The organism is Marinobacter sp., from assembly GCF_044799475.1.
GTDB lineage: Bacteria > Pseudomonadota > Gammaproteobacteria > Pseudomonadales > Oleiphilaceae > Marinobacter.
The window spans coordinates 4,031,788-4,053,059 of sequence record NZ_CP085217.1; the positions used below are offsets into that span (position 1 = coordinate 4,031,788).

Consider the following 21,272-nt stretch of genomic DNA (forward strand, 5'->3'; position numbering starts at 1 on the left):
CAGGCCACCATCCACCTTCAACCTCCGACATGCAGAAAGGCAAAACATGTTTCTTGACCGATTCCACACCATCCAGAATGGGCTAATACGAATAAGCCCTGCACAGGCGAGCCAGTTTGCCAGGGAGATTGCGGGGGACTACAACCCCATCCACAACCCTGATGACCGGCGTTTCTGCGTCCCGGGGGATCTGCTTTTCGCTCTGGTGCTTGGGCAATACGGGCTCTCCCAGGAGATGACATTCCGATTCCGCAATCTGCTTGGAGGCAACGTGGATCTGGAATTCCGGGAGGAGGAAGACGGAACCATCCGGGTGTTCGATACCGGAGGCAAGCTCTACCTCGAGGTAAGCCGAGGCGGTGAACACACGTCGGACGTAACAGTCATCGAAAATTTCAGCCGCTGCTACGTGGCGGCCTCCGGCAAGAACTTCCCCCACACCTTCAAGCCACTCCTGGAACGCAAAGGCGTCATGTTCAACCCCGATCGCCCCATGGTGATCTACGAGAGCATGAGCCTGTCGCTGGAGCGTGTGGACATCCCCTCTCCCAGCCTTGACATGCACAATGCCGACATGGAAGTTGCTGGAAAACGGGGCAATGCCCTGCTCGAATACCGGGTGACTTCCGGAGGGCAACCGGTGGGATTTGTTGCCAAGAAAATTGTCGTCAGTGGTCTGCGGGAATACGACCCTGAAGTGATGGATCAGGTGGTCGCCCAGTTCAACCGCCTCAAGGAAGGGTCCTGACTTCCAGCAGGGGTTAAACGGCTCTCACGCTATATGAAAAAACCCAGCAGTTCCCGGGCAACTGGCTCGGGAGCCTCCTCCGGAAGAAAATGCCCGCAGTCGAAAGGTCGACCTTCCGGTTTTTCGGCATAGTTTTCCCATACATCAAGAAGGTCATAGGTGCGGTGGACAAAGCCGCGCTTTCCCCAAAGCACTAACAGCGGACACTGGATTTTACGGTGGCGGTCCTGCTTGTCATGCTGCAGATCAATAGTGGCGGCAGCCCGGTAATCCTCGCAGGAAGCATGAATCGCCGCCGGGTCGCTGAAGCACCGGACGTACTCCGCCACAGCCTCCGGTTCAAACTGCGCTCCCGGCCCGCTCCACCGTTTCAGTTTCTCGGTCAGATAATAGCCAGGATCGGCACCGATCATCCGCTCCGGCAGCCCACCCGGCTGAATGAGAAAAAACCAGTGATAGTAGCCAGTGGCAAACTGCTGATCCGTGTGGCGGAACATGTGAAGCGTGGGGGCTATATCCATGACACAGGCCCGACTGACCCTGTCGGGATAATCCAGCGCCATCCTGTGGACCACCCGTGCACCCCGGTCGTGGCCAGCAACCAGAAACTGCTCATGGCCCAGTTCCGTCATCACCTCCGCCATATCGGCAGCCATGGCGCGCTTTGAATAGGTGCTGTGATCAGGTGCCGAGGGAGGCTTTTCACTGTCACCATAACCGCGAAGGTCGGGGCAGATGACATGGAAATATTCACTCAGAAACGGTATGACCCGGTGCCACATGACATGAGTCTGGGGATAGCCGTGAAGCAGGAGCAGGGGCCGGCTGCCCTGACCGCCGTGCACAACGTTGATGACGGCGCCGGATGTCTTAATCCGGACAGTTTCGAAATTCTCGCCAAAATCCATGCCTGCCCTCCGGGGTATTTTCGGATGTCGGGGTCATATTCTTTCGCCAGGAGCGGTTCAGACCGCACTGATGGCAATGGGGCGCCGCCGCCTGCCCCAGGTTCCGGGCCTGGTTTCAAACACTCCGGGCAAGGCCGTGCCGCAGTTTGCACAGCAGCCCCGGGCATCCAGATTCCAGTCCCCGAGCTGATACCAGTCACGCTCGATCAGCAGCTCTCCACAGCCGCTGCACCAGGTGCTTGCGCCTTCAGCATCATGGACGTTGCCAGTATACACATGCCGCAGGCCGACCCGCAGAGCGATATGCCGGGACCGTTGCAGGGTTTCAGCAGGCGTGGCGGGCACATCGGGCATCTTCCAGTCCGGATGAAAGGCGGAGAAATGCAGGGGGACGTCCGGCCCGAGTTCGGTGAGGATCCAGCGGCTGAGCTCCTCCACCTCTTCCGGGCTGTCGTTTTCCCCCGGGATTAACAGGGTCGTTATCTCCAGCCAGCAGTCTGTTTCATGACGGATGTAGCGCAGGGTGTCGAGTACATTGGCCAGTTCTCCGCCACAGATATTGCGATAAAAGCGCTCAGTAAATGCCTTCAGATCCACATTGACTGCATCAAAGTAAGGGAAGAAATCCGGTCGCGCTTCCTCGCTGATATAGCCTGCGGTGACCGCCACTGTCCTGATGCCACGATCCCGGCATACCCTGGCCACATCCACTGCGTATTCCAGGAAAATGATCGGATCATTGTAGGTAAAGGCAACACTCCGGCAGCCGGCTCGCTCTGCCGCATCGGCGATGTCTTCGGGCAGGGCCTGGTCCGCCAGCGAATCCATCTGTCGGGACTTGCTCATTTCCCAGTTCTGGCAGAACTTGCAGGCCAGGTTACAGCCTGCCGTGCCAAAGGACAGGACAGGGGTGCCCGGCAGGAAGTGGTTGAGAGGTTTTTTCTCTACCGGATCCACGCAGAAGCCTGAAGAACGTCCCCAGGTCGTCAGCACCACCTGGTCATTCTGGCGGGCCCGCACAAAACACAGACCCTGCTGGCCTTCTTTGAGTCTGCAGTGTCGGGGACAGAGATCGCACTGGATACGCCCGTCATCCAGGGCATGCCAGTAACGCGTCGGGACAGTATCGGGAAGGCTTCTGGCAATAGTGCTGGGGGTATTGTTGGTCAAATTCCCTGTTCTCGCTCATCGGTGGGGCACTATGTACCTCTGTATGTAACTCTGTGACAATTCGCTGTTTGGCGAGTTCCCTTGCCCCATTTTGCCGCCTTACTTACCGCCTTTGCGCCGACTGTCGGAACCAGGAAGATGAACCGCGCCACCAAGAAAGGCCTGCGCTGCCTCACCCAGGGTTTCACTCAGGGTGGGGTGGGGGTGAACGCTCAGAGCCAGGTCCTCTGCCACAGCGCCCATTTCCACCGCGAGTACTCCTTCGGCAATCAGCGTCTCCGCCTGGCGGCCCACTATGCCAACCCCAAGGATGCGCTGGGTATCCGCGGCCAGTATGAGTTTGGTCAGGCCATCTTCTGAACCCATCGAAAGCGCACGTCCCGAGGCCTTCCAGGGGAAGTGGGCAATCTCCACGTCCACGCCCTGCTCTTCTGCCTGCTGCTCTGTCAGGCCGCACCACGCGATCTGCGGGTCGGTATAGACAACTGCGGGGACCGCCCGCGCATCAAAGGCCGAGGCCTCGCCAGCAATGACCTCAGCCGCAACACGGCCTTCCGCCATAGCCTCATGGGCGAGCAGCATGCCGCCAGCACAGTCACCAATGGCGTAAATGGCTTTATCTGCAGTATGACGCTGCTCATCTACCTGTATGAAGCCATCGTCATCCAGCTCGACATCGGTGTGCTTCAGGCCAAGGTCATCCGTATTGGGTTTGCGGCTGATGGCTACCAGCACGTAATCATAGGTCTGCGTGCCGGATTCCTCCCCCTCCAGAGTTGCCTTTACATTCCCGTCGCTTTCCTCAAGCTCCTCTACCCGGGTATTCAGATGGATGGCTTTGAATTCCTTCTCAAGCCTTTTCTGGAGCGGCTTGAGAAGATCCCGGTCGACGTTCCCCATGAGGCGATCGGTCATTTCCACCAGGCTGACCTCAGTGCCAAGAGCGGCATAGACAGTGCCCATTTCAAGTCCCACATAGCCGCCGCCAACTACCAGCAGCCGTTTGGGAATCTCTGGCAGCTCAAGGGCGCCCGTGGAATCCAGTATCCGCCTGCTCTCGGCGAAGTCGATACCCCGTATAGCCACAGGGCGGGATCCAGTGGCAATAATGGCATGCCCGAAACTCAGGGTCTGGTTCTCTTCCCCGGTCTCGACATCGACTTCACTGGAACTGCGGAATCTGGCCCGGCCGAACACCAGATTTACGCCACGGGTCTTGCACAATCCGTCCAGGCCTTTGGTGAGTGTATCTATAACCTGATTCTTCCATTCCCGAAGTCCCTTGATATCCACCTCGGGCTTGCCAAAGTCAATCCCCTTTGCCTTTGCCTCACGGCTTTCGTGAATCAGTTCAGTCAGCTGCAGAAGGGTTTTCGAGGGAATGCAGCCCCGGAGCAGACACACGCCTCCCAGGGTTTCTTCCTCGCTCACCAGGGTCACCTTGAGACCCAGGTCCGCCGCCCGGAAGGCCGCTGCGTAGCCGCCGGGGCCAGCACCAATAACCAGAACATCCGTTTCTGTTGTCATAAGCCCCTCTAGACCGCCAGCAGGAAGGATTCGGGATCCTGCAGAATGTCGATGATGGTTTTCACAAAATGGGCGGCATCTGCCCCATCATTGATCCGGTGGTCGTACTCCAGGCAAAGGGGCAGCTGGAGACGCGCCTCTACCTTGTAATCGTCCAGGTCCCCGATGGCCACCGGCTCAAGGCGTGTGCTGCACATGCCCAGAATTGCTGCCTGGGGGTAATGGATAATGGGCGTGAAGCTGGTGGCGCCAATTGGGCCAGGGTTGGTGATGGTGAAGGTCCCCCCTTCCATCTCTTCTTTTTTCAGCTCGCCCTCCCGGGCTTTGTCCGCAATCTGGACGGTTTCCACGGCAAGCTCCATGACACCTTTACGGTCTGCATCCCTGATCACCGGCACCAGCAAGCCACGATCGGTGGCGACTGCCAGGCCAAGGTGGTAATGGTGTTTCAGGATGATTTCTCCGTTCTCCACATCCAGGCTCGCGTTGAACCGGGGGAACTGCTTAAGCGCTGCGACAACTGCTTTGAGCACGAGAACGGTCAGAGTAAGCTTCCCCCCCTGCTTTTCCACCTCATCCTTGTGGCGGCGGCGAAACTTCTCCAGTTCGGTGACATCGGCCACACCCTGATGCATGACATGGGGGATCTGGGACCAGGAAAGGCTCATCTGTCTTGCTGTGGCGCGCCGCACTGACCGCAGCGGCTGCCGCTCAATCTCGCCCCATTGGCTGAAATCAGGCAGCTCGGGCACTTCGGGCGCCTCCGTCGCCCTGGTGCCTTCCTTCTCGGGTTTCTCTTCGGCAAAGGCACGAACATCCTCTTCCGTCACCCGGTCATGGGGGCCGGTGGGTTCCACATCATGGAGGTCCACCTCAAGTTCCCGTGCCAGCTTGCGGGTGGCAGGTGCGGCCGGCACTGGACGGCTGCGGTCCGCCTTTCCTTTTTCTTTTTTCTCTTCGCTGTCCTGTTTCTCTTTTTTCTGTCTCTTCTCTTTTTCTTTTTCCGGCTCTTCGGACTTGTTCTTTTCTTTGCCCTTTTCTTTATCCTTGTCCTTGTCCTTGTCCTTGTCCTTGTCCTTTTCCTTTTCCTTTTTCTCTTCCTTTTCCGATTCTTTTCCGCCTTCGGAGTCACTGTCAGAGTCACTGTAGGTGACCAGGACCTCGCCAACTTTTACGACGTCTCCTTTCTTTACGTCTACGGACTCAATGGTTCCACTGAAGGGCGCGGGGATTTCGTTGATCGCTTTGTCCGTTTCTACGCTGACCAGCGGATCGCCATCCTCGATGCGATCTCCTTCTGATACATGAATCTCGACGATTTCTACCTCACTGAGCCCCTCCCCGGGGTCTTTCAGGGTGTATTCCTTTGCCATTGAAGGTTGCTCCTCAGTCGCTCAGTGCCCGCCTTGCACCATCGATGATCCTGTCTACGTCGGGAATGTAATCCTGTTCGCGGGCAAAATAGGGGGTGATAACGTCGTAGCCGGTCACGCGCTGGACAGGCGCTTCCAGATAGAAAAAAGACTTCTCGTTGATTCGCGCAATAATTTCAGCACCAGGACCGAAGCTGCGGTGAGCCTCATGCACGATCAGCACCCGGCCTGTCTTGCGCACCGACTCACTCAGCTTTTTGTCATCGAGGGGGGAAATGCTGAGCAGGTCGATGACCTCCGTTTCAACGCCGTCGTCCTCGGCCAGCTTCTCTGCAGCCTCCAGGGAACGGTGGGTCATCGCACCATAGGTGATCAGGGTCAGATCATCGCCCTCCCGCGCGACTTGTGATTCACCAATGGGAAGGGTTTCCTCGTCCTCCGGCACCTCTTCCCGAAAGGCCCGGTAAAGCGCCTTGCCTTCAAAGAAGATGACCGGGTCCGGATCGCGGATGGCGCTGATCAGCAGAGCCCGGGCATTGCGCGGCCCGGAGGGAATGACCATCTTCAGGCCAGGGGTGTGGGCATAGTAGATCTCGCGGCTCTCTGAATGATGCTCAAGCGCATGGACCCCACCCCCATAGGGCATGCGACAGACCATGGGCACGTTATAACGCCCCTGGGACCGCCACCGCAGCCGGGCGGCATGGCCTTCCATCTGGTGGAAAGCGAAATAGCTGAAACCGGAGAACTGCAGCTCACACACAGGTTTCAAACCGTTCACTGCCATCCCGATTGACATGCCAACGATGGCTGATTCTGCCAGCGGGGTGTCCATCACCCGCTCTTCTCCGAATTCATCCAGAAGGCCGTCGGTGATCCGGAAAACGCCGCCATCGACGCCTATGTCCTGACCCAGCAGAAACACATTGTCGTCGTTTCCCATTTCCTGCTTCAGGGCCATGTTAATGGCCTCTGCCATGTTCATCTTAGCCACGGCGATCCTCCAGATACTGCTTCATGGCGTCGCGCTGCTCTTCAAGGTAAGGCGGGCGCTCGGCGTAAAGGTGATCAAACATATCGATCGGGTCGCCCAGCTTCTTCATCTCTTTCTCGGCTTCATCCCAGGAAGCTCGGGCTTCTTCGGTGACTTCTTCGTCGAGCTTTTTGATGTCCTTGTCGGTTAGCAGCTTTTTGCTCTTCATATACCGCTGCAGGCGGGTGATGGGGTCGCGTTTTTCCCACTCTTCCACCTCTTCTTCTGAGCGGTACTTGTTCGGATCGTCAGCGGTGGTATGGACGGAAAGTCGATAGGTCACGCATTCGATCAGCGTCGGGCCATCTCCCTTGCGGGCCCGCTCAGCCGCTTCCCGGGTAGCCGCATAGACCGCAAAAAGGTCGTTGCCATCCACCTGGATCCCCGGCATGCCGTAGGCCAGGGCTTTCTGCGCCAGGGTTTTCGAGGGCGTCTGAAGGTCCCGGGGCACGGAAATGGCCCACTGGTTGTTCTGGCAGACGAAAATGGTCGGGGTGTTGAAGACCTCTGCAAAATTCAGGGCTTCATGGAAGTCGCCCTCAGAGGTGGCGCCGTCGCCAAAGTAGGTCAGGGCCAGATTTTTCTCTTTCCGGTATTTCATTGCGTAGGCGATGCCAACTGCGTGGCTGAGCTGGGAGGCGACCGGAATGGAGATGGGCAGGTCGTTCTGGTCATCGGGAATGCGCCCCCCTTCGTTGTAGCCAGCGTTGTACAGAACCAGGCCACTCAGGGGAGTTCCCCGCCAGATGGCCGCCGCCGTCTCACGGAAACTGGGGACCATCCAGTCGTCACTTTCGATGGCTGCTATGGAGCCAATCTGGCTGGCCTCCTGGCCTTTCACGGGCGCGAAAGTTCCAATCCGCCCCTCCCGCTGCCATTTCAGAAGATATTCATCAAAGCGCCGGCTCAGCAGCATGGCTCGATGCATTTTCTTCAGCGCATCGTTGTCAATGTCCGGTGCCAGTTCTTTGTCGAGCTTGCCCTTCTCGTCGAGTATGGACAGATACTCAACCTGGTGCTCGAGTCTGATCTTTTTTCTCGGCATGGGATCCCTCTCGATAAACGCTCTCTGAATATTCCTTATGTCTCTTTGGCGATTTTCCAAGGGGTGGGCGGTTTTATGCAGATAAAAAGCAGCGCCCGACACAGAGGTCGGGCGCTCGGGGCTGGAGGAAAAGCATTCTCCCGGGACGATTCATCTATCGCCGGGGTCTTTCAGGATCTCATCGGCATGAAAAAAGGTGCCTTCGGGAAGATTCTCAAGAGTCTCAATGATCCGGGGATCCATACGATGGGCCCGGGCCTGCTCGAGCAGTTTTTCCCTGCTGGCAGGAAAATCGAGTCCGGAGATGGCCTCGTTCGCTTCGGTGTCTATGTACTGCGCTGGTCCTCTCGTAGCCATGACTACCTCCGTTGGCAGTGGATGAACATTGAATTCACTCCTCAAACCAGTCTAGCGCGCCGTTACGCGGAGATAAAACCCTAGTGTCCCGTCTGGAGGGCCGCCAGCAGCTCGCGCAGCCGGTCCATGCCCTGAACAACACGTCCGGGGGCACCTCTGAGCGTCAACTCAACCTCCTGCTCGCCTCCGGCGTCGGGAAGACAGGCAAGGCGCAGGTCAGGATATTCTTTCAGGAGGATTTCCATGAGGGGAATGAGCGGGCCTTCGGAGGTATCCGTCAGAAGCAGGGTCTGGCTCACCTCGCGGCCGGGAGCCTGAAGATGGGCGTAGTCGTGATCCAGCACCCACTCCACCATGGGCCAGGCCATTTTCGGAAAGCCGGGCACAAAGTGATGGTTGCGGACGGAAAACCCCGGAATCCGATTGATGGGGTTCGGAATGATATCGCTGCCAGCCGGGAATTCCCCCATGCGCAGGTGGTGGTCATTCAGCCTCTCACCAAGTTGCCCGCGGATTTCCGCTTCAGCCTCGGGGTGCAGGGCAATGGGCAGGCCGAAGGCAGCAGCAGCGCACTGCCGGGTGAGGTCATCGGGCGTGGCACCTATGCCTCCGAAACTGAAAACAACATCCCCGCTGCCCAGGGTCTGGACCAGGGTTCGGGTAATCAGATCCGGATCATCGCCGATAGTTTTCGTCCAGGAAAGCTCCAGCCCCCGCTCCGCGAAGCGGGGAATCATCGCTGGCAGGTGGGCATCCTGCTTCCGGCCATTGAGCAGCTCATCGCCGATCAGAAGCAGGCCAAACCGGGAAGTTTTGATATCCGTCATCGTCAGTTGCCTCGCGCCGTCTAGCTGCTGCTTACGGCCTCGCTCAGTCGTTCCTGCTGCTTGTCGGTTGCAGCCTGGGTGAGGGCAATGAAAAGGCCAAACTGGCCTTCGCTCTGAGGCATGAATTCAGGATGCCATTGAACGCCAATAATGAAAGGACGGTCCCGGTGTTCCACCGCCTGGGTCACCCCCGTAGCTTCCCGGGCAACTATTCTCAACCCTTCGCCCGGCTCATTGATGGCCTGGCTGTGAAGAGCATTGACGCGACAGGGATTGCATTCAAGAATCTTCACTAACCGGCTGTCAGGCTCCAGCTCCACTTCCTTGCGTGGGAGCACACTCCGTATTTGCGGAGTTTCGGTATAGAAATCGGTCAGCGCCTGGTGGAGCGATCCACCCAGAGCCACATTGATCAGCTGTGCTCCCCGGCAGATACCCAGCATGGGTATGCCCCCGTCCAGCCCCTTATGAATGAGGCCGAGCTCCAGATCATCCCGCGCCGAATCCTCTTTGGCGGTCGTGTGGCCACTCAGCAACAAGCGAACCAGATATATCAGGGGAAAAAGCAGGAGAATAACCAGTTTGCGCTTGAGAGTCTGGCGCTCCCGGGCCGCCTCGAACACCTCTTCCATACGCTCCTGACCGTAGAGTTTCGGCGCCACATCGGCACCGCCACCAATAACCAACCCATCAAGGTCGTCGACCCAGCGCTGACGGGAGGGGGTGATCCAGCAGACCCGGGCGCCTGCTTTTCTAAGGAGCCATCGGGTTGCCCACCAGGCGGCACGTCCGCCTCGGTCTGGCCCGGTTACGCCGATCAGGGGTTTCTTTTTTCTACTCAAGCCAGCTCCCTTGTCCGGAAAACGTGTTTTACTGAGCCTACCCAATCCGGGCTGAGAGATACAGTTTTGCGCAAAGGTGCTGAAACCCGTTCACTCTCCGCCTCTTGGCACGCAAGCGCCGAATCAGGTAGTTTCAGGCCATTGAACGTTTACATTCACATCCAGAGCTGCCGATCAGATCATGACAGACGAAACCCAGAAAGGTCATGACGTCAAAGTGGGCATTCGACACTTTTCCCGGTTTTCCCGTCGTGTTGTCAGCAATTTCTTGCGCAATCACGGCATATTGCTGGCAGGAGGGGTTGGCTACAACATACTCCTCTCTGCGGTCCCCATGCTCGCGATACTGGGCGCCCTGCTAACCCAGATAGTGGATGAAACCCGACTGATGGAAGTCATGACCGTTCAGGCCCGGCACCTGGCGCCGTCCCATGCCAGCCTGGTGCTTGATGCAGTGCGGGCGTTCATGGAATCGCGGGATCTCATAAGCATTGTGGGCATCCCGGTTCTGCTGTTTTTCAGCTCATTTGCCTTCCGGATGCTGGAGGATTCCATCGCCATAATCTTCCATCAGCCGGGCAGCCCCCACCGCAGCTTCTGGGTGTCTGCCATCCTGCCCTACGCGTTCATTCTGGTGCTGGGAATCGGCCTGCTGGCCCTGACGGTGGTGTCGGCCATTGCCGGCACGGTTTATGAAGACCCGGCGTTCATTCTCCACGTTTTCAGTTTCTTCAGTGTCTTCCTTCTTTTCAGTGCCATATACAAGGTTCTGCCCACCGTGCGGATAGCCCCCAGGCGGGCATTGGCGGGAGGTCTGGTGGCTGCCATTCTCTGGGAGGGTACCCGGTTTCTGCTGATGTATTACTTTCTCAACATATCCCTGGTGGGTGCTGTCTATGGCTCACTGGCAACCATCATAGTATTACTGATCAGTCTCGAGATTGCCGCCATGATCCTGCTTCTGGGGGCGCAGGTGATCGCCGAACTTGAACGTAGCGCACGACATGGCCTGCCCTGGCACAAGTCGCCTGATCCTGCCGAAAACCGCGAGTGATCAGCTTCCGGCCTGGCCCATGGTGTCGTTAAAGATCTCTTCAACGGATTGGCTGGAGCGGCCGCCAGTGTCAAATCTTTCCCTTCCGTGGCTAAACAGGGCTTCGGCCGCCGTATCGCCATCCTGCGACGGGTTCGCAACTGTCGCTGCGAGTGCCCGCTCCAGTACATAGGAACTCAGGGTTTTTCCTTCCAGCTCTGCTGCGGATTTGAGGCACTCATACTGGTTCGGGCTGACGTCCAGTGACAGTTTCATGTCGCTTCCTTTTTCGGGGTAACTGTTACTCCATACTTCAGGCTAGCACCACCCGGAAAAAAGGAACATAACATATGTTTCTTTTCTGCCAGCAGACCCCGCTTTAAAGCTCTAGATGCCGTGACCAAACAGGCCAAGAGCCCCCAGAACGATCAGATAACCCGCAACGATGTAGTTCAGTAACCGGGGGAACACCAGTATGGCGATGCCGGCACCAAGGCTTATCAGTGGTGCAAGTTCCAGTTGGAGTGTCATTGTCTTGTATCTCCCTTGATCAGAATGAAATCCGTGGCCGGTGGCCACAGGGTTACATTAGCAGGTCCCGCTGGTTCCTGCTCTTCATCCGTTTCTCTTCTGCCGGATGCATGTGACGGCGGGGTTAAGATCCGGCGGTTCTGACGCAATTTGCCAGTTTTTCTGTCGCAGATAGCCAGGTGAGTTGCCGTCCTCGACGGATACACTCCGTCACATGGCTGTTACAGAAAGCCGACAGAATTGAACCCAGGCAATTCCCCGCACAGGCAGGAACAATAATGAAAAAATTCTCCCGGCGTGACTTTCTCAGGGCATCGGCACTCAGCGTTGGCGCCGTAGCTATTTCAACCGGCCTGGCTGGCTGCCCCTTCCCCACCGACGACAATGAGAACGGCCGGCCAGTCAGCTTTACTCATGGTGTGGCCAGTGGCGACCCCTTGCAGGATGCGGTTATTCTGTGGACACGGGTGAGGCCGGACAGCACTCCTGAAATACCGGTAGTGACCAGATGGGAAGTCGCCACCGATGCAGATTTCGCCAATCTCACCCATACCGGCTCCATCAGGTCCACACAGGCCCATGACTACACGGTCAAGGTGGATGTCCGCAATCTGAGTCCGGGTCAGACCTACTACTACCGCTTCCGTGCGGGCAACAGGATTTCCGCCACCGGCAGGACCCGGACGTTGCCGGAGGGCAGTGTCAGCAACGTCAGGCTTGCTGTTCTCTCCTGCGCCAACTATCCCGCCGGCCACTTCCATGCCTATGCAGAAGCAGCCGCGGAGGACCACCTGGATGCCGTGGTGCATCTGGGGGATTACATCTACGAATACGATAACGACGGTTTTGGCACCGAGGACGCAGAGGAACTCGGGCGAACCCTCCCCGCTGACAATAATGTGGAGCTGATTACCCTCGCAGACTATCGCAGGCGCTACGCGGTTTACCGGAGTGATGTCAGCCTGCAGGCGCTGCATGCAAGGGCTCCGTTCATAGTTGTGTGGGACGACCATGAGGTGGCCAATGACGCCTGGGAGAATGGCGCCGAAAACCATAATGCCGGAGAAGGTGATTTTGGCGAGCGCAAGCTGAATGCTCTCCAGGCATGGTTTGAATGGCTACCGATCCGACCCGCCTCCAGCGATGACCGTGAGACCATTTACCGGACATTCCGATTTGGCGATCTGGTCTCTCTTCACATGCTGGATACACGCATCATAGGGCGGGACCAGCAACTGGATTACGCCAACTATCTGACCCAGACCGGCATTGATGCCCAGCGCTTCCAGGCTGACCTGACGGACCCCAACCGCACCATGCTGGGGGCCGAACAGCTGGGCTGGATCCAGACAGCCCTGGCCCAGTCGGCCCAGTCCAACACAACCTGGGATGTTCTCGGCCAACAGGTACTGATGGGCCGGATGATGCTGCCAGCGGAAATGCTCGCAAACTTCATCAACCCGGACCCCAGTGTGCTTTTGCCCATGTTCCAGGAACTGGCAATGCTCAAGGCCCGCTATCTTCAGGGCGATCCTTCGCTCACCGAAGCCGAGATTGCACGGATAACCACGGTTCTTCCCTACAACCTGGATGCCTGGGATGGCTATTTCGTCGAGCGGGAAGTTCTGCTGGAAACCGCCAGAAAGCTGAACCGGAACCTGGTGGTGCTGGCAGGAGATACACACAATGCGTGGGCAAACGATCTGAAGACCATGAGTGGCGAGATTGCTGGAGTGGAATTCGCTACCGCCGGCGTCACCTCTCCAGGCCTTGAGCAGTACCTTCAGTTGCCAGATGCACAGGTACCCGCAGCGGAACAGGCACTGGAGCTGCTTGTCGATGACCTGAAGTATCTCAACATCAACCAGCGTGGATACATGATTGTGGAGTTCACCCGGGAGGAAGCCCGGGCGGAATGGCGCTTTATCAGCAGCGTCAAGACGCAGGAGTATGGGCTGGACTCAGCCCGAGGCCATGCCATGAAAACGCTGCCAGGGGCAGGCAACCGCACGCTTCTGCCTGTTGTCTGAGGTTGGGGGCGGGAAGACATCAGGTTTTTAGCGGGTCTTCTCTGCATAGATGGCAAGTTCACGCTCATGGCGGCGCTTTTTCGGGTCTTCGTCAGCGGGAACTGCCTCAATTGCCTTAATATAGTAACCAGGCAGCCCATGCTCCCGGGCACCATTCAGGACATGCTGGCTGTACCAGCAAAAAGGTCGAACCGATGGGTGGATATCTGTGGCGTAGTACATCTGGACCCTGAGCGATTTCCCGTCCCGGGTCTCAACATCAACCAGCTTCTGCTCGTACCCCCAGCCCAGGCCTTCGGCACGATCAAGGATGGGCTTTTCCCGGTCAGCGATTTCGTATACCACTCCCAGAACCTGATCATCCGGGTCGCAGGTAAATAGCGCATCGCACTTTGCCGAACCGTCTCTCCGGCTCAGCTTGTGGAACACCAGGCGATGAGCTTCAAGGGCTGCCACTGCCACGAACTCCGCCGAGGGGACTCTGGAGCGGATTCGCGCGCTGGACATGTTTGAACCATAGCTGAAACAGAGCACTGCATTTCTCCGGCTTCGGCGGAAATGATCGTCTGACGGAACCCATGCGTTTCCGTGCCGAACGCTGATATGATCGTACCAGAACTGCCCGGAGCGTCGACGGCGGGGATTTCATCAGAGCGCACAGGTCGCTGCATCATCACTAAAAGGTGAACCATGGCCAGAGAACAGGGTAATACGGGCAAACTGGACCGGCTACTGCAGGAACAGCGCGAATATATCGCCAAACGCGAAAAAGGCTACCGGGAGAAAGCCCTCAAACTTTATCCCTGGATCTGCGGCCGTTGTGCCAGGGAATTCACCCGCTCGAACCTGAGCGAACTCACCGTGCACCATGTTAACCATGACCACGATTACAACCCCCCCGATGGCAGCAACTGGGAGCTGCTGTGCCTTTACTGTCACGACGAAGAACACAACAAGTTCGAGTCCTACATCAGCTACGGCGGCGGTTCTGACGCCAAGCGGGAAGCTGCGACTTTCAATCCGTTTGCAGGTCTGAAGGATGCAATGAAGGACAGGAAGTAAAGTCCGGCACAGCTAGCCGGGCTCTTCCGCTTCTCCCTGCAGTTCTCGCTTCACCTCGGTGTCGGCATGGCCGGTACCATACCGGTTACGGGACCAGGCATACATGACCAGCCCCAAACCCATCCAGGCCCCGAAAAACAACCACTCCACAGACATCAGCGCCGATGGGCTTCCAGGCATGTAGAGGCCGATCATGCCCAATGAGAACAACAGAGCCACGATCCCCACCACGCCTCCCTGGCTGACCCGGAAAGGCCGCTCCAGCTCCGGCTCCTGACGCCGAAGTGCCAGAAAAGACAGGGCCACGAACACATAGGCGATCACAATGCCAAGGCCTCCGGCGTTGACCAGCCACACCAGGGCCGGACGGCCGAAAAAGGGTGCGACGCTGGATACGACACCCTTGAGCAATATGGCGTTGACCGGCGTGCGGTACCTGGGATGCAGCTTCGCCAGGAAGGCGGGCAGCATCCCGGCCCTGGCGAGCGCATAAATGGCACGGGAGCCACCCACATAAAAGGCATTCCAGCTGGTGATGATGCCGGCGATACCGGCAAACACCATCAGCTTGCCGGCCCAGGGGGACTGAAACACTCCCTGCATGGCGTCCGGAACCGCCAGGGTGCTGGCCTCAAGAGCGGCGGGATTCAGCATCAGCGCCGTCCCGAGAATAATAAGGGCATACCAGAAAACAGCGAGAATCACTGAAAACATCAATACCCGGCCAATCTCCCGGAAAGGCAGGTCGATTTCTTCTGCGGCCTGGGGAATCACATCAAAACCGACAAACATGAAGGGCACCATGATCATCACGGTCATGATGCCGCCGACCACCCCCCTCTCCACATTGAACAGCGGCTTCATGGTTTCAGTTTCACCGGTAAACAGTGAGCCGGTGATGAACATGGCGCCCACCACCAGAATCAGAAGTGTCACCGTCTTCTGCACCAGCGCGGCCGTGCGCACGCCGATGAGGTTTATCCACATCATGGCTACGGAGCCTGCCACACCCACCGCCACCCAGGTGGCCTTCACCTCCCAGCCCGCCACTGTCCACAAATGGCCAACGGCATAATCGGGAAAGAGATGTTCCACCACCGTGGGCAGAGCCACAGCCTCAAAGGAGACCACGCTCATGTAACCCAGCACGATGCTCCAGGTGCAGATAAAAGACGGGAAATGCCCCAGAGCCCGGTAGCTGTATACATGTTCTCCGCCCACCTTGGGCATGGCAGCCGCCAGTTCAGCATAGGTCAGGCCCACCAGCACGATGGCAGCGCCTCCCACCACAAAAGCCGTAATCGCCCCCAGGCTGCCGGCAGACTGAATCCAGTTACCTGTCATCACTATCCAGCCCCAGCCGATCATGGCGCCAAAGGACAGCGCCAGAACATCCCTGTTGGCCAGCACCCGCACGAATTCAACGTTAACAGCTGGCGTCTTCACCGATTCCCCTCCGTCATGTATGCCTCCCCTTTCAGTAAAACATACACCCGGCTTCCGCTCATCAACAGGCGGTTGTGTCCACAGTCATCCAGAAATTTCATTTGAGGGTGTCATCATGGTTCAATTGAACTATAAAGGAAGAGCTGAATCCGGAAACCGGGGTGGTCCGCCAGTCGCGGTACCGGTGTTTGCTGGCAGTCGGAATCCACTGCCCTGACAACCTACAAAAAAAGGAAAGATGCCAATGAAACCCGCCAGAAAAATACCCGGGAGCCCCGCACGGCTATGGGCAGCAGCGTCATTGCTGCCAGTCCTGACCTTCGGTATGGCCAGCACTGCGCTGGCTGACTGCGAAAGAGGCGCACTGGACCCCATGTACTGCGATGAAAACGGAGATCTGGTTGCTGACCGCCCAGACGACAAGTCGGAGTGGCTCAATCCGGACACCCTTATTTTTGCCTATACCCCGGTAGAAGACCCTGCCATCTACTCAGATATCTGGCAGCCCTTTATCGACCACATGGAAGAAGTCACTGGCCGGGACGTTCGCTTTTTCGCGGTTCAGTCCAACGCGGCCCAGGTGGAAGCCATGCGTAGCGGCCGCCTCCATGTTGCGGGCTTCTCTACGGGCCCAACACCGTTTGCGGTCAACCTCGCCGGCGCAGTGCCGTTTGCTCTGATGGGGTCCGATGAGGGGCAGTTTGGCTATACGCTGCAGGTCTATACCCAGGCGGATTCAGACATCACCGAAGTGGCAGACCTGAAAGGCAAGCGTGTCGCTCACACATCCCCAACGTCCAACTCCGGAAACCAGGCACCGAGAGCACTTTTCCCTGAATTGGGGGTAGTGCCGGGTGAAGACTACGAGGTGATTTACTCCGGCAGCCATGACCAGTCCATGCTCGGTGTTGTCGCCGGCGACTACGACGCCGCACCCGTGGCCTCTGAGGTGGTTGAACGTATGGCGGCTCGTGACCTTTACGACGAAGAAGATGTGCGGATTGTCTGGGAATCGGATCGTTTCCCGACTACGTCCTATAACTACGCCTACAACCTGCACCCCGACCTGGTCGAAAAGATCAAGGAAGCCTTCTACTCCTTCAAATTCGCCGGGACGGAACTGGGCGAAGAGTTCGAAGGCGTGGAATCCTTTATCCCCATCAATTACAAAGAGCACTGGAAAGTTATCCGGGCCATTCAGTCTGCCAACGGTGTGCAGTATACGCCGGACAATCTGAAGTAACGCCGCTCTCTTCCCGGTGCGATCTGCCATGTTTGCACCGGGAAGCATTCCGTCCATTTCTTCAGGTGCAAGACTTCTATGCTTGAGATTTCCAACCTCGTTAAACGTTACGGCAACGACGAGTCGGTACTGAAAGGTCTGGATCTGGCCGTGGAAGGCAACAGTGTGGTTGCCATCGTGGGGGCTTCCGGTGCTGGCAAAAGCACCATGCTGCGGTGCATAAACCGGCTGGTAGAGCCTACTTCCGGCTCCATCAAACTTAACGGCCGGGAACTGGTCAGTCTTCGGGGTGCCGGCCTGCGCCGGGCCCGTCGAAAAATCGGTATGGTTTTCCAGGGTTTCAATCTGATCGACCGGCTGACGGTGATGGAAAATGTACTGGCCGGCCGTCTTGGTTATGTTTCCCTTTACCAGGCTCTTACCAGAAAATTTCCGCAGACGGACATAGATCGTGCATTCCACCTTATGGACCGTGTCGGCATTGCTCATTATGCCAACAAGCGGGCAGACGAACTCTCCGGCGGCGAGCGTCAGCGCGTAGGTGTTGTCCGGGCTTTGATGCAGGAGCCGGAAATTCTGCTTGCCGATGAGCCAACGGCGTCCCTGGATCCCAGAACCTCGGAACAGATCATGGTGCTGCTGCAGAGCCTCGCCAGCGAACTGTCCCTTCCGGTGCTGATCAACATTCACAACGTATCCCAGGCCAGAACCTACACCGATCGCATTGTCGGACTGCGCAACGGCCAGATGATTTTTGATGGCGTCCCTGATGAGTTCAATCAGGATGCGCTGGACGCGATTTATGGGGGCATAGAGGCCCCTGATGAAACGGAAAGTGAAGAACAGCAGACCTCGGAGGCCCGTGCGACATGAGCGAGGCAGGACAGAACCCCGGCCCGCTGACTGGCCAGAAATGGAAAAAACCACCCTTCATCGCCAGTCCATGGCTCAGATACGGCCTGTTGCTTGCAGTCGCTATTTATCTCTTTTGGACATTCAACACTCTGCCATTCAACTGGGAGCGCATCGCCGAAGGCCTGCCCAGGGCCGGACGCATATTTGGCGGGGCTTTTCCTCCGAGCTTTGAGCGTGGCGGGTTGATGTGGACCGGCTTCAAGGAGAGTTTTCAGATAGCCTTTCTGGCCACCCTTCTGGGGGTCTTTCTGTCCATACCCATAGCCCTGATGGCAGCAAAAAATCTTGCGCCCATGCCGTTATACATTCTGGGCCGCAGCATTATCATTCTCTCCCGCAGCTTTCACCCGGTGATCGTCGCCATTCTGTTCGTGGCTGCAGTTGGATTTGGCCCGCTTGCCGGCATCCTGACCCTGACACTCTATTCCATCGGGTTTGTCGCCAAGCTGCTTGCTGAAAAAGTTGAGGAGATCGACTGGGGCCAGATGGAAGCCGTGCGGTCGGTTGGCGCAGGGTTTTTCAAGACCCTGATATACGCCGTCTTTCCCCAGATCCTGCCACGCCAGATAGGCCTTTCAATGTACCAGCTGGACAGCAATCTGAGGGCTTCGGCCGTGGTGGGCATTGTCGGGGCTGGCGGTATCGGCTCAACCCTGATGAATGCATTCGGGCGCTACGACTACGACTTCGCCTTTGCAATTCTGATTCTCATCGTCGGCGTAATTCTTGTCAGTGAAGGGATCAGCGGATGGGTGAGGAAAAAAATATGGTAGAGCAGACAACTGATTTGACCACCCGCGCCTGGACCCGGTACAGCAGGAAGGAGCGCTGGATCCGGTTCGCGATCTACTTCATCACTCTTTTTGCCGCAGTCTGGGCCGTGAGGGACATTGATATTTTCTGGCCCTGGGTATGGGATGCACCCACCCAGATCCAGAATCTGGGCGGGCGGATGTGGCCACCCGAACTCGCTGCCTGGCCCGCGATCCTGAATGCCATGCTGGAAACCATCCACATAGCCACACTATCCACCATGCTCACCATCTTCATCGCCCTGCCCGTATCCTACATTGCGGCCCAGAACACCACGCCCAATCGACTGACACTCTGGATTGGCCGCTTCATCCTGGTATCCAGCCGGTCAGTCAATACCATTATCTGGGCGCTACTGTTTGTGGCCATCTTCGGCCCCGGAGTGCTGGCGGGCATACTGGCGGTGATGTTCCGCTCCGTGGGGTTTATCGGAAAACTCATGGGCGAGGCCATCGAGGAAATTGACCGGCGACCAGTGGAAGCCATGGAAGCAACAGGGGCCTCCCGCATGAAAGTTGTGCTGTTTGGCATTGTGCCCCAGGTCATGCCCGCGTTCTTTGCCATCGTCATCCTGCGCTGGGATATCAACATCCGTGAATCCACCGTGCTCGGCCTGGTTGGCGCAGGAGGTATTGGCGTTCTTCTCCAGGGCTCCATCGACACCTTCGCCTGGCAGACGGTGGCTACCATATTGCTGGCCATCATTGCGCTGGTCCTGATGGGTGAGGCCCTGACAGGCATGCTCCGCAAGAAGGTACTGTAACCGTGACGCCAACGAGCAAACCAATGCACGACTTTGATTTTCAGAATGCCCGATTTCTCTTCACGGATGTGGATGACACGCTCACCACCGACGGCCAGCTACGCCCCGAAACCTACAGCGCCCTGTGGCGTCTGGCGGATGCTGGCATTGTCATTGTCCCGGTAACTGGCGGCTGTGCAGGCTGGTGCGACCAGATCATCAGGACCTGGCCGGTGCGGGCGGTTATTGGCGAGGGCGGCAGTTTCTACTTTTCACGCAGCGCAAACGGTTCCGTAGATTGCCGGTACTGGGTGGATCATGAAAGTCATCAGGCGGACCGGCTCGCTATCATCAAAGCCATAGGTTCGCTGGATCCTGATCTGAACATCACTCTTGCGAAGGATCACCATTTCCGTCTGGTGGATGTTGCAATCGACTATAACCAGGACTGCCGGCTTCCGGAAAGTCAGGTCCACCGGATCATGCAGGCACTTCTCGATCACGGTTTCCGGGTAAAAAAAAGCTCTATTCATATCAATGTCGCCCAGGGCACTTTCGACAAATGTGCCATGACCCGGCGCATGGCCGCCGAGCTTTTTAACCTCTCGGCCGAGGAACTGAAGGCCCGGTCCGTTTTCATTGGTGACGCACCCAACGATGAAAGCATGTTTGCCTTCTTCCCCCAGAGCGTAGGAGTTGCCAACATCCAGCCTCACCTCGAGTACCTGGAATCTCGACCCGCTCATGTGACAGAAGGCCGTTGCGGATCAGGATTTGTCGAACTGGCTGACCAGTGGCTCGCCAGTATCACCCCACCAGAACCGGTCAGGCCGGACTGAACCCCTAAAATGAAACTTACTGAGCGACAGAATCTGATTCTCCAGCGGGTGCGACGCGAGAACCACGTTGAGGTGGAAAACGTCGCCCGCCAGTTCCAGGTAACATCACAGACCATTCGCAAGGACATCAACCGCCTCTGTGAGCTGGGGCTACTGAGACGGCGTTACGGCGGTGTGAGCCTGCCTCTTTCCATGTCCAATGTATCGGTTACCTCTCGCCGGGGGCTGAACCAGTTCGCCAAACAGGCCATGGCGGCGGCGCTGGCAGGTTACATCCCCGAAGATGCCTCGGTTTATCTGGGCGTGGGGAGCAGTGTGGAATTTGTGGCCCGGGAACTTTCTGCCCACAGCAGTCTGAAAGTACTAACCAACAATCTGAGCGTGGTCTCTGCCCTGAGCGGCAACCCAGGCATTGAGGTACTGGTGTCCCGGGGGAGCCTGCGCCATAACGACCTGGATCTCGTTGGCCATCACACGGTCGAATTTTTCAATGATTTCCGGGTGGATTTTGGGGTAATCGGCACGGGAAGTCTGGACACGACCGATGGGCTGATGGATTTCGATGAGCGGGAGTCCGAAATAAGCCGGGCGATTCTGGCAAATTCAAGACAACGGATACTGGTGGCAGATCAAAGCAAATGGGAGAGAGCTGCCTCGATAAAAGTGGCGCCGTTCTCAGGGATTGATCTGTTCATTACCGACTCCATCCCGGATGACAAGCGCAATGCGCTCCCCGCCGAGCTGAAGGTAATCCGGACCCAGCACTGCTGAGCCCGGATTTACCGGAG

Annotated in this window: 23 protein-coding genes; 10 read left to right on the forward strand and 13 right to left on the reverse strand. The window is 57.4% G+C overall.

Annotated elements, in window-relative coordinates; all coding sequences use genetic code 11:
- Positions 1-46 precede the first annotated feature (46 nt).
- Complete coding sequence (locus LG327_RS18480; protein ID WP_404364234.1) at positions 47-748, forward strand: DUF3581 family protein; 702 nt, start codon at positions 47-49, stop codon at positions 746-748.
- Positions 749-777: 29 nt separating this feature from the next.
- Here the strand turns inward: LG327_RS18480 and LG327_RS18485 are convergent, their stop codons facing one another.
- From LG327_RS18485 to LG327_RS18525, 9 genes are all read right to left on the reverse strand, one after another.
- Entirely contained in the window at positions 778-1,656 is an 879-nt protein-coding gene (locus tag LG327_RS18485; RefSeq protein ID WP_404364236.1) for an alpha/beta fold hydrolase, read from the reverse strand.
- A gap of 57 nt (positions 1,657-1,713) precedes the next feature.
- Positions 1,714-2,826 carry an AmmeMemoRadiSam system radical SAM enzyme gene (gene amrS / locus LG327_RS18490; protein WP_404364238.1) on the reverse strand — a complete coding sequence of 371 codons (1,113 nt, stop codon included), beginning with the start codon at positions 2,824-2,826 and terminating at the stop codon, positions 1,714-1,716.
- Positions 2,827-2,925: 99 nt separating this feature from the next.
- The gene (gene lpdA, locus LG327_RS18495; RefSeq protein ID WP_404364240.1) at positions 2,926-4,353 is read right to left on the reverse strand and encodes a dihydrolipoyl dehydrogenase; all 1,428 of its coding nucleotides are present in this window, start codon (positions 4,351-4,353) and stop codon (positions 2,926-2,928) included.
- Between the two features lie 8 nt (positions 4,354-4,361).
- Positions 4,362-5,726, reverse strand: coding sequence for a dihydrolipoamide acetyltransferase family protein (locus LG327_RS18500; protein WP_404364241.1), 1,365 nt, complete (start codon positions 5,724-5,726; stop codon positions 4,362-4,364).
- Positions 5,727-5,739: 13 nt separating this feature from the next.
- Complete coding sequence (locus LG327_RS18505) at positions 5,740-6,720, reverse strand: alpha-ketoacid dehydrogenase subunit beta (protein ID WP_404364243.1); 981 nt, start codon at positions 6,718-6,720, stop codon at positions 5,740-5,742.
- Entirely contained in the window at positions 6,713-7,804 is a 1,092-nt protein-coding gene (gene pdhA / locus LG327_RS18510; protein ID WP_404364244.1) for a pyruvate dehydrogenase (acetyl-transferring) E1 component subunit alpha, read from the reverse strand. Before pdhA ends, LG327_RS18505 begins: the two co-directional genes overlap by 8 nt.
- Before the next feature lie 150 nt (positions 7,805-7,954).
- Complete coding sequence (locus tag LG327_RS18515) at positions 7,955-8,161, reverse strand: DUF2795 domain-containing protein (protein WP_404364246.1); 207 nt, start codon at positions 8,159-8,161, stop codon at positions 7,955-7,957.
- Positions 8,162-8,241: 80 nt separating this feature from the next.
- Positions 8,242-8,988, reverse strand: a complete 747-nt coding sequence (locus tag LG327_RS18520; protein ID WP_404364248.1) for a competence/damage-inducible protein A — start codon at positions 8,986-8,988, stop codon at positions 8,242-8,244.
- Between the two features lie 20 nt (positions 8,989-9,008).
- The gene (locus tag LG327_RS18525) at positions 9,009-9,830 is read right to left on the reverse strand and encodes a gamma-glutamyl-gamma-aminobutyrate hydrolase family protein (RefSeq protein WP_404364250.1); all 822 of its coding nucleotides are present in this window, start codon (positions 9,828-9,830) and stop codon (positions 9,009-9,011) included.
- A 181-nt stretch (positions 9,831-10,011) separates the two neighbouring features.
- Here LG327_RS18525 and LG327_RS18530 point away from each other — a divergent pair, with 181 nt between their 5' ends.
- Positions 10,012-10,884 carry a YihY/virulence factor BrkB family protein gene (locus LG327_RS18530; protein ID WP_404364252.1) on the forward strand — a complete coding sequence of 291 codons (873 nt, stop codon included), beginning with the start codon at positions 10,012-10,014 and terminating at the stop codon, positions 10,882-10,884.
- Here the strand turns inward: LG327_RS18530 and LG327_RS18535 are convergent, their stop codons facing one another.
- Both LG327_RS18535 and LG327_RS18540 read right to left on the reverse strand, forming a co-directional pair.
- Complete coding sequence (locus LG327_RS18535) at positions 10,885-11,139, reverse strand: DUF1778 domain-containing protein (protein WP_404364253.1); 255 nt, start codon at positions 11,137-11,139, stop codon at positions 10,885-10,887. It abuts the gene before it with no gap.
- Positions 11,140-11,250: 111 nt separating this feature from the next.
- Positions 11,251-11,394 carry a DUF3096 domain-containing protein gene (locus tag LG327_RS18540; RefSeq protein ID WP_404364255.1) on the reverse strand — a complete coding sequence of 48 codons (144 nt, stop codon included), beginning with the start codon at positions 11,392-11,394 and terminating at the stop codon, positions 11,251-11,253.
- 278 nt (positions 11,395-11,672) lie between these two features.
- Between LG327_RS18540 and LG327_RS18545 the strand changes: the two genes are divergently transcribed.
- Complete coding sequence (locus LG327_RS18545) at positions 11,673-13,424, forward strand: alkaline phosphatase D family protein (RefSeq protein WP_404364257.1); 1,752 nt, start codon at positions 11,673-11,675, stop codon at positions 13,422-13,424.
- A 27-nt stretch (positions 13,425-13,451) separates the two neighbouring features.
- Here the strand turns inward: LG327_RS18545 and LG327_RS18550 are convergent, their stop codons facing one another.
- Positions 13,452-13,931, reverse strand: coding sequence for a gamma-glutamylcyclotransferase (locus tag LG327_RS18550; RefSeq protein ID WP_404364259.1), 480 nt, complete (start codon positions 13,929-13,931; stop codon positions 13,452-13,454).
- 183 nt (positions 13,932-14,114) lie between these two features.
- On the opposite strand from LG327_RS18550, the gene LG327_RS18555 reads away from it, so the two are divergent.
- Positions 14,115-14,486 carry a YajD family HNH nuclease gene (locus tag LG327_RS18555; protein ID WP_404364260.1) on the forward strand — a complete coding sequence of 124 codons (372 nt, stop codon included), beginning with the start codon at positions 14,115-14,117 and terminating at the stop codon, positions 14,484-14,486.
- A gap of 12 nt (positions 14,487-14,498) precedes the next feature.
- Here the strand turns inward: LG327_RS18555 and LG327_RS18560 are convergent, their stop codons facing one another.
- The gene (locus tag LG327_RS18560) at positions 14,499-15,932 is read right to left on the reverse strand and encodes an APC family permease (protein ID WP_404364261.1); all 1,434 of its coding nucleotides are present in this window, start codon (positions 15,930-15,932) and stop codon (positions 14,499-14,501) included.
- 244 nt (positions 15,933-16,176) lie between these two features.
- Between LG327_RS18560 and phnD the strand changes: the two genes are divergently transcribed.
- The 6 genes from phnD (at position 16,177) to LG327_RS18590 (ending at position 21,255) form a co-directional block, all read left to right on the forward strand.
- Entirely contained in the window at positions 16,177-17,175 is a 999-nt protein-coding gene (phnD, locus tag LG327_RS18565) for a phosphate/phosphite/phosphonate ABC transporter substrate-binding protein (RefSeq protein ID WP_404364263.1), read from the forward strand.
- 78 nt (positions 17,176-17,253) lie between these two features.
- Positions 17,254-18,048 carry a phosphonate ABC transporter ATP-binding protein gene (gene phnC / locus LG327_RS18570; RefSeq protein ID WP_404364265.1) on the forward strand — a complete coding sequence of 265 codons (795 nt, stop codon included), beginning with the start codon at positions 17,254-17,256 and terminating at the stop codon, positions 18,046-18,048.
- A complete protein-coding gene (phnE, locus tag LG327_RS18575) occupies positions 18,045-18,863 on the forward strand; it encodes a phosphonate ABC transporter, permease protein PhnE (RefSeq protein ID WP_404364267.1) in 819 nt (272 codons plus the stop codon). Before phnC ends, phnE (LG327_RS18575) begins: the two co-directional genes overlap by 4 nt.
- On the forward strand, positions 18,857-19,666 hold the full coding sequence (gene phnE, locus LG327_RS18580; protein ID WP_404364269.1) for a phosphonate ABC transporter, permease protein PhnE: 810 nt from the start codon (positions 18,857-18,859) through the stop codon (positions 19,664-19,666). The genes phnE (LG327_RS18575) and phnE (LG327_RS18580) overlap by 7 nt, the downstream gene beginning before the upstream one ends.
- A gap of 23 nt (positions 19,667-19,689) precedes the next feature.
- A complete protein-coding gene (locus LG327_RS18585) occupies positions 19,690-20,484 on the forward strand; it encodes an HAD-IIB family hydrolase (RefSeq protein ID WP_404364270.1) in 795 nt (264 codons plus the stop codon).
- Positions 20,485-20,493: 9 nt separating this feature from the next.
- Entirely contained in the window at positions 20,494-21,255 is a 762-nt protein-coding gene (locus LG327_RS18590) for a DeoR/GlpR family DNA-binding transcription regulator (protein WP_404364272.1), read from the forward strand.
- Positions 21,256-21,272 lie beyond the last annotated feature (17 nt).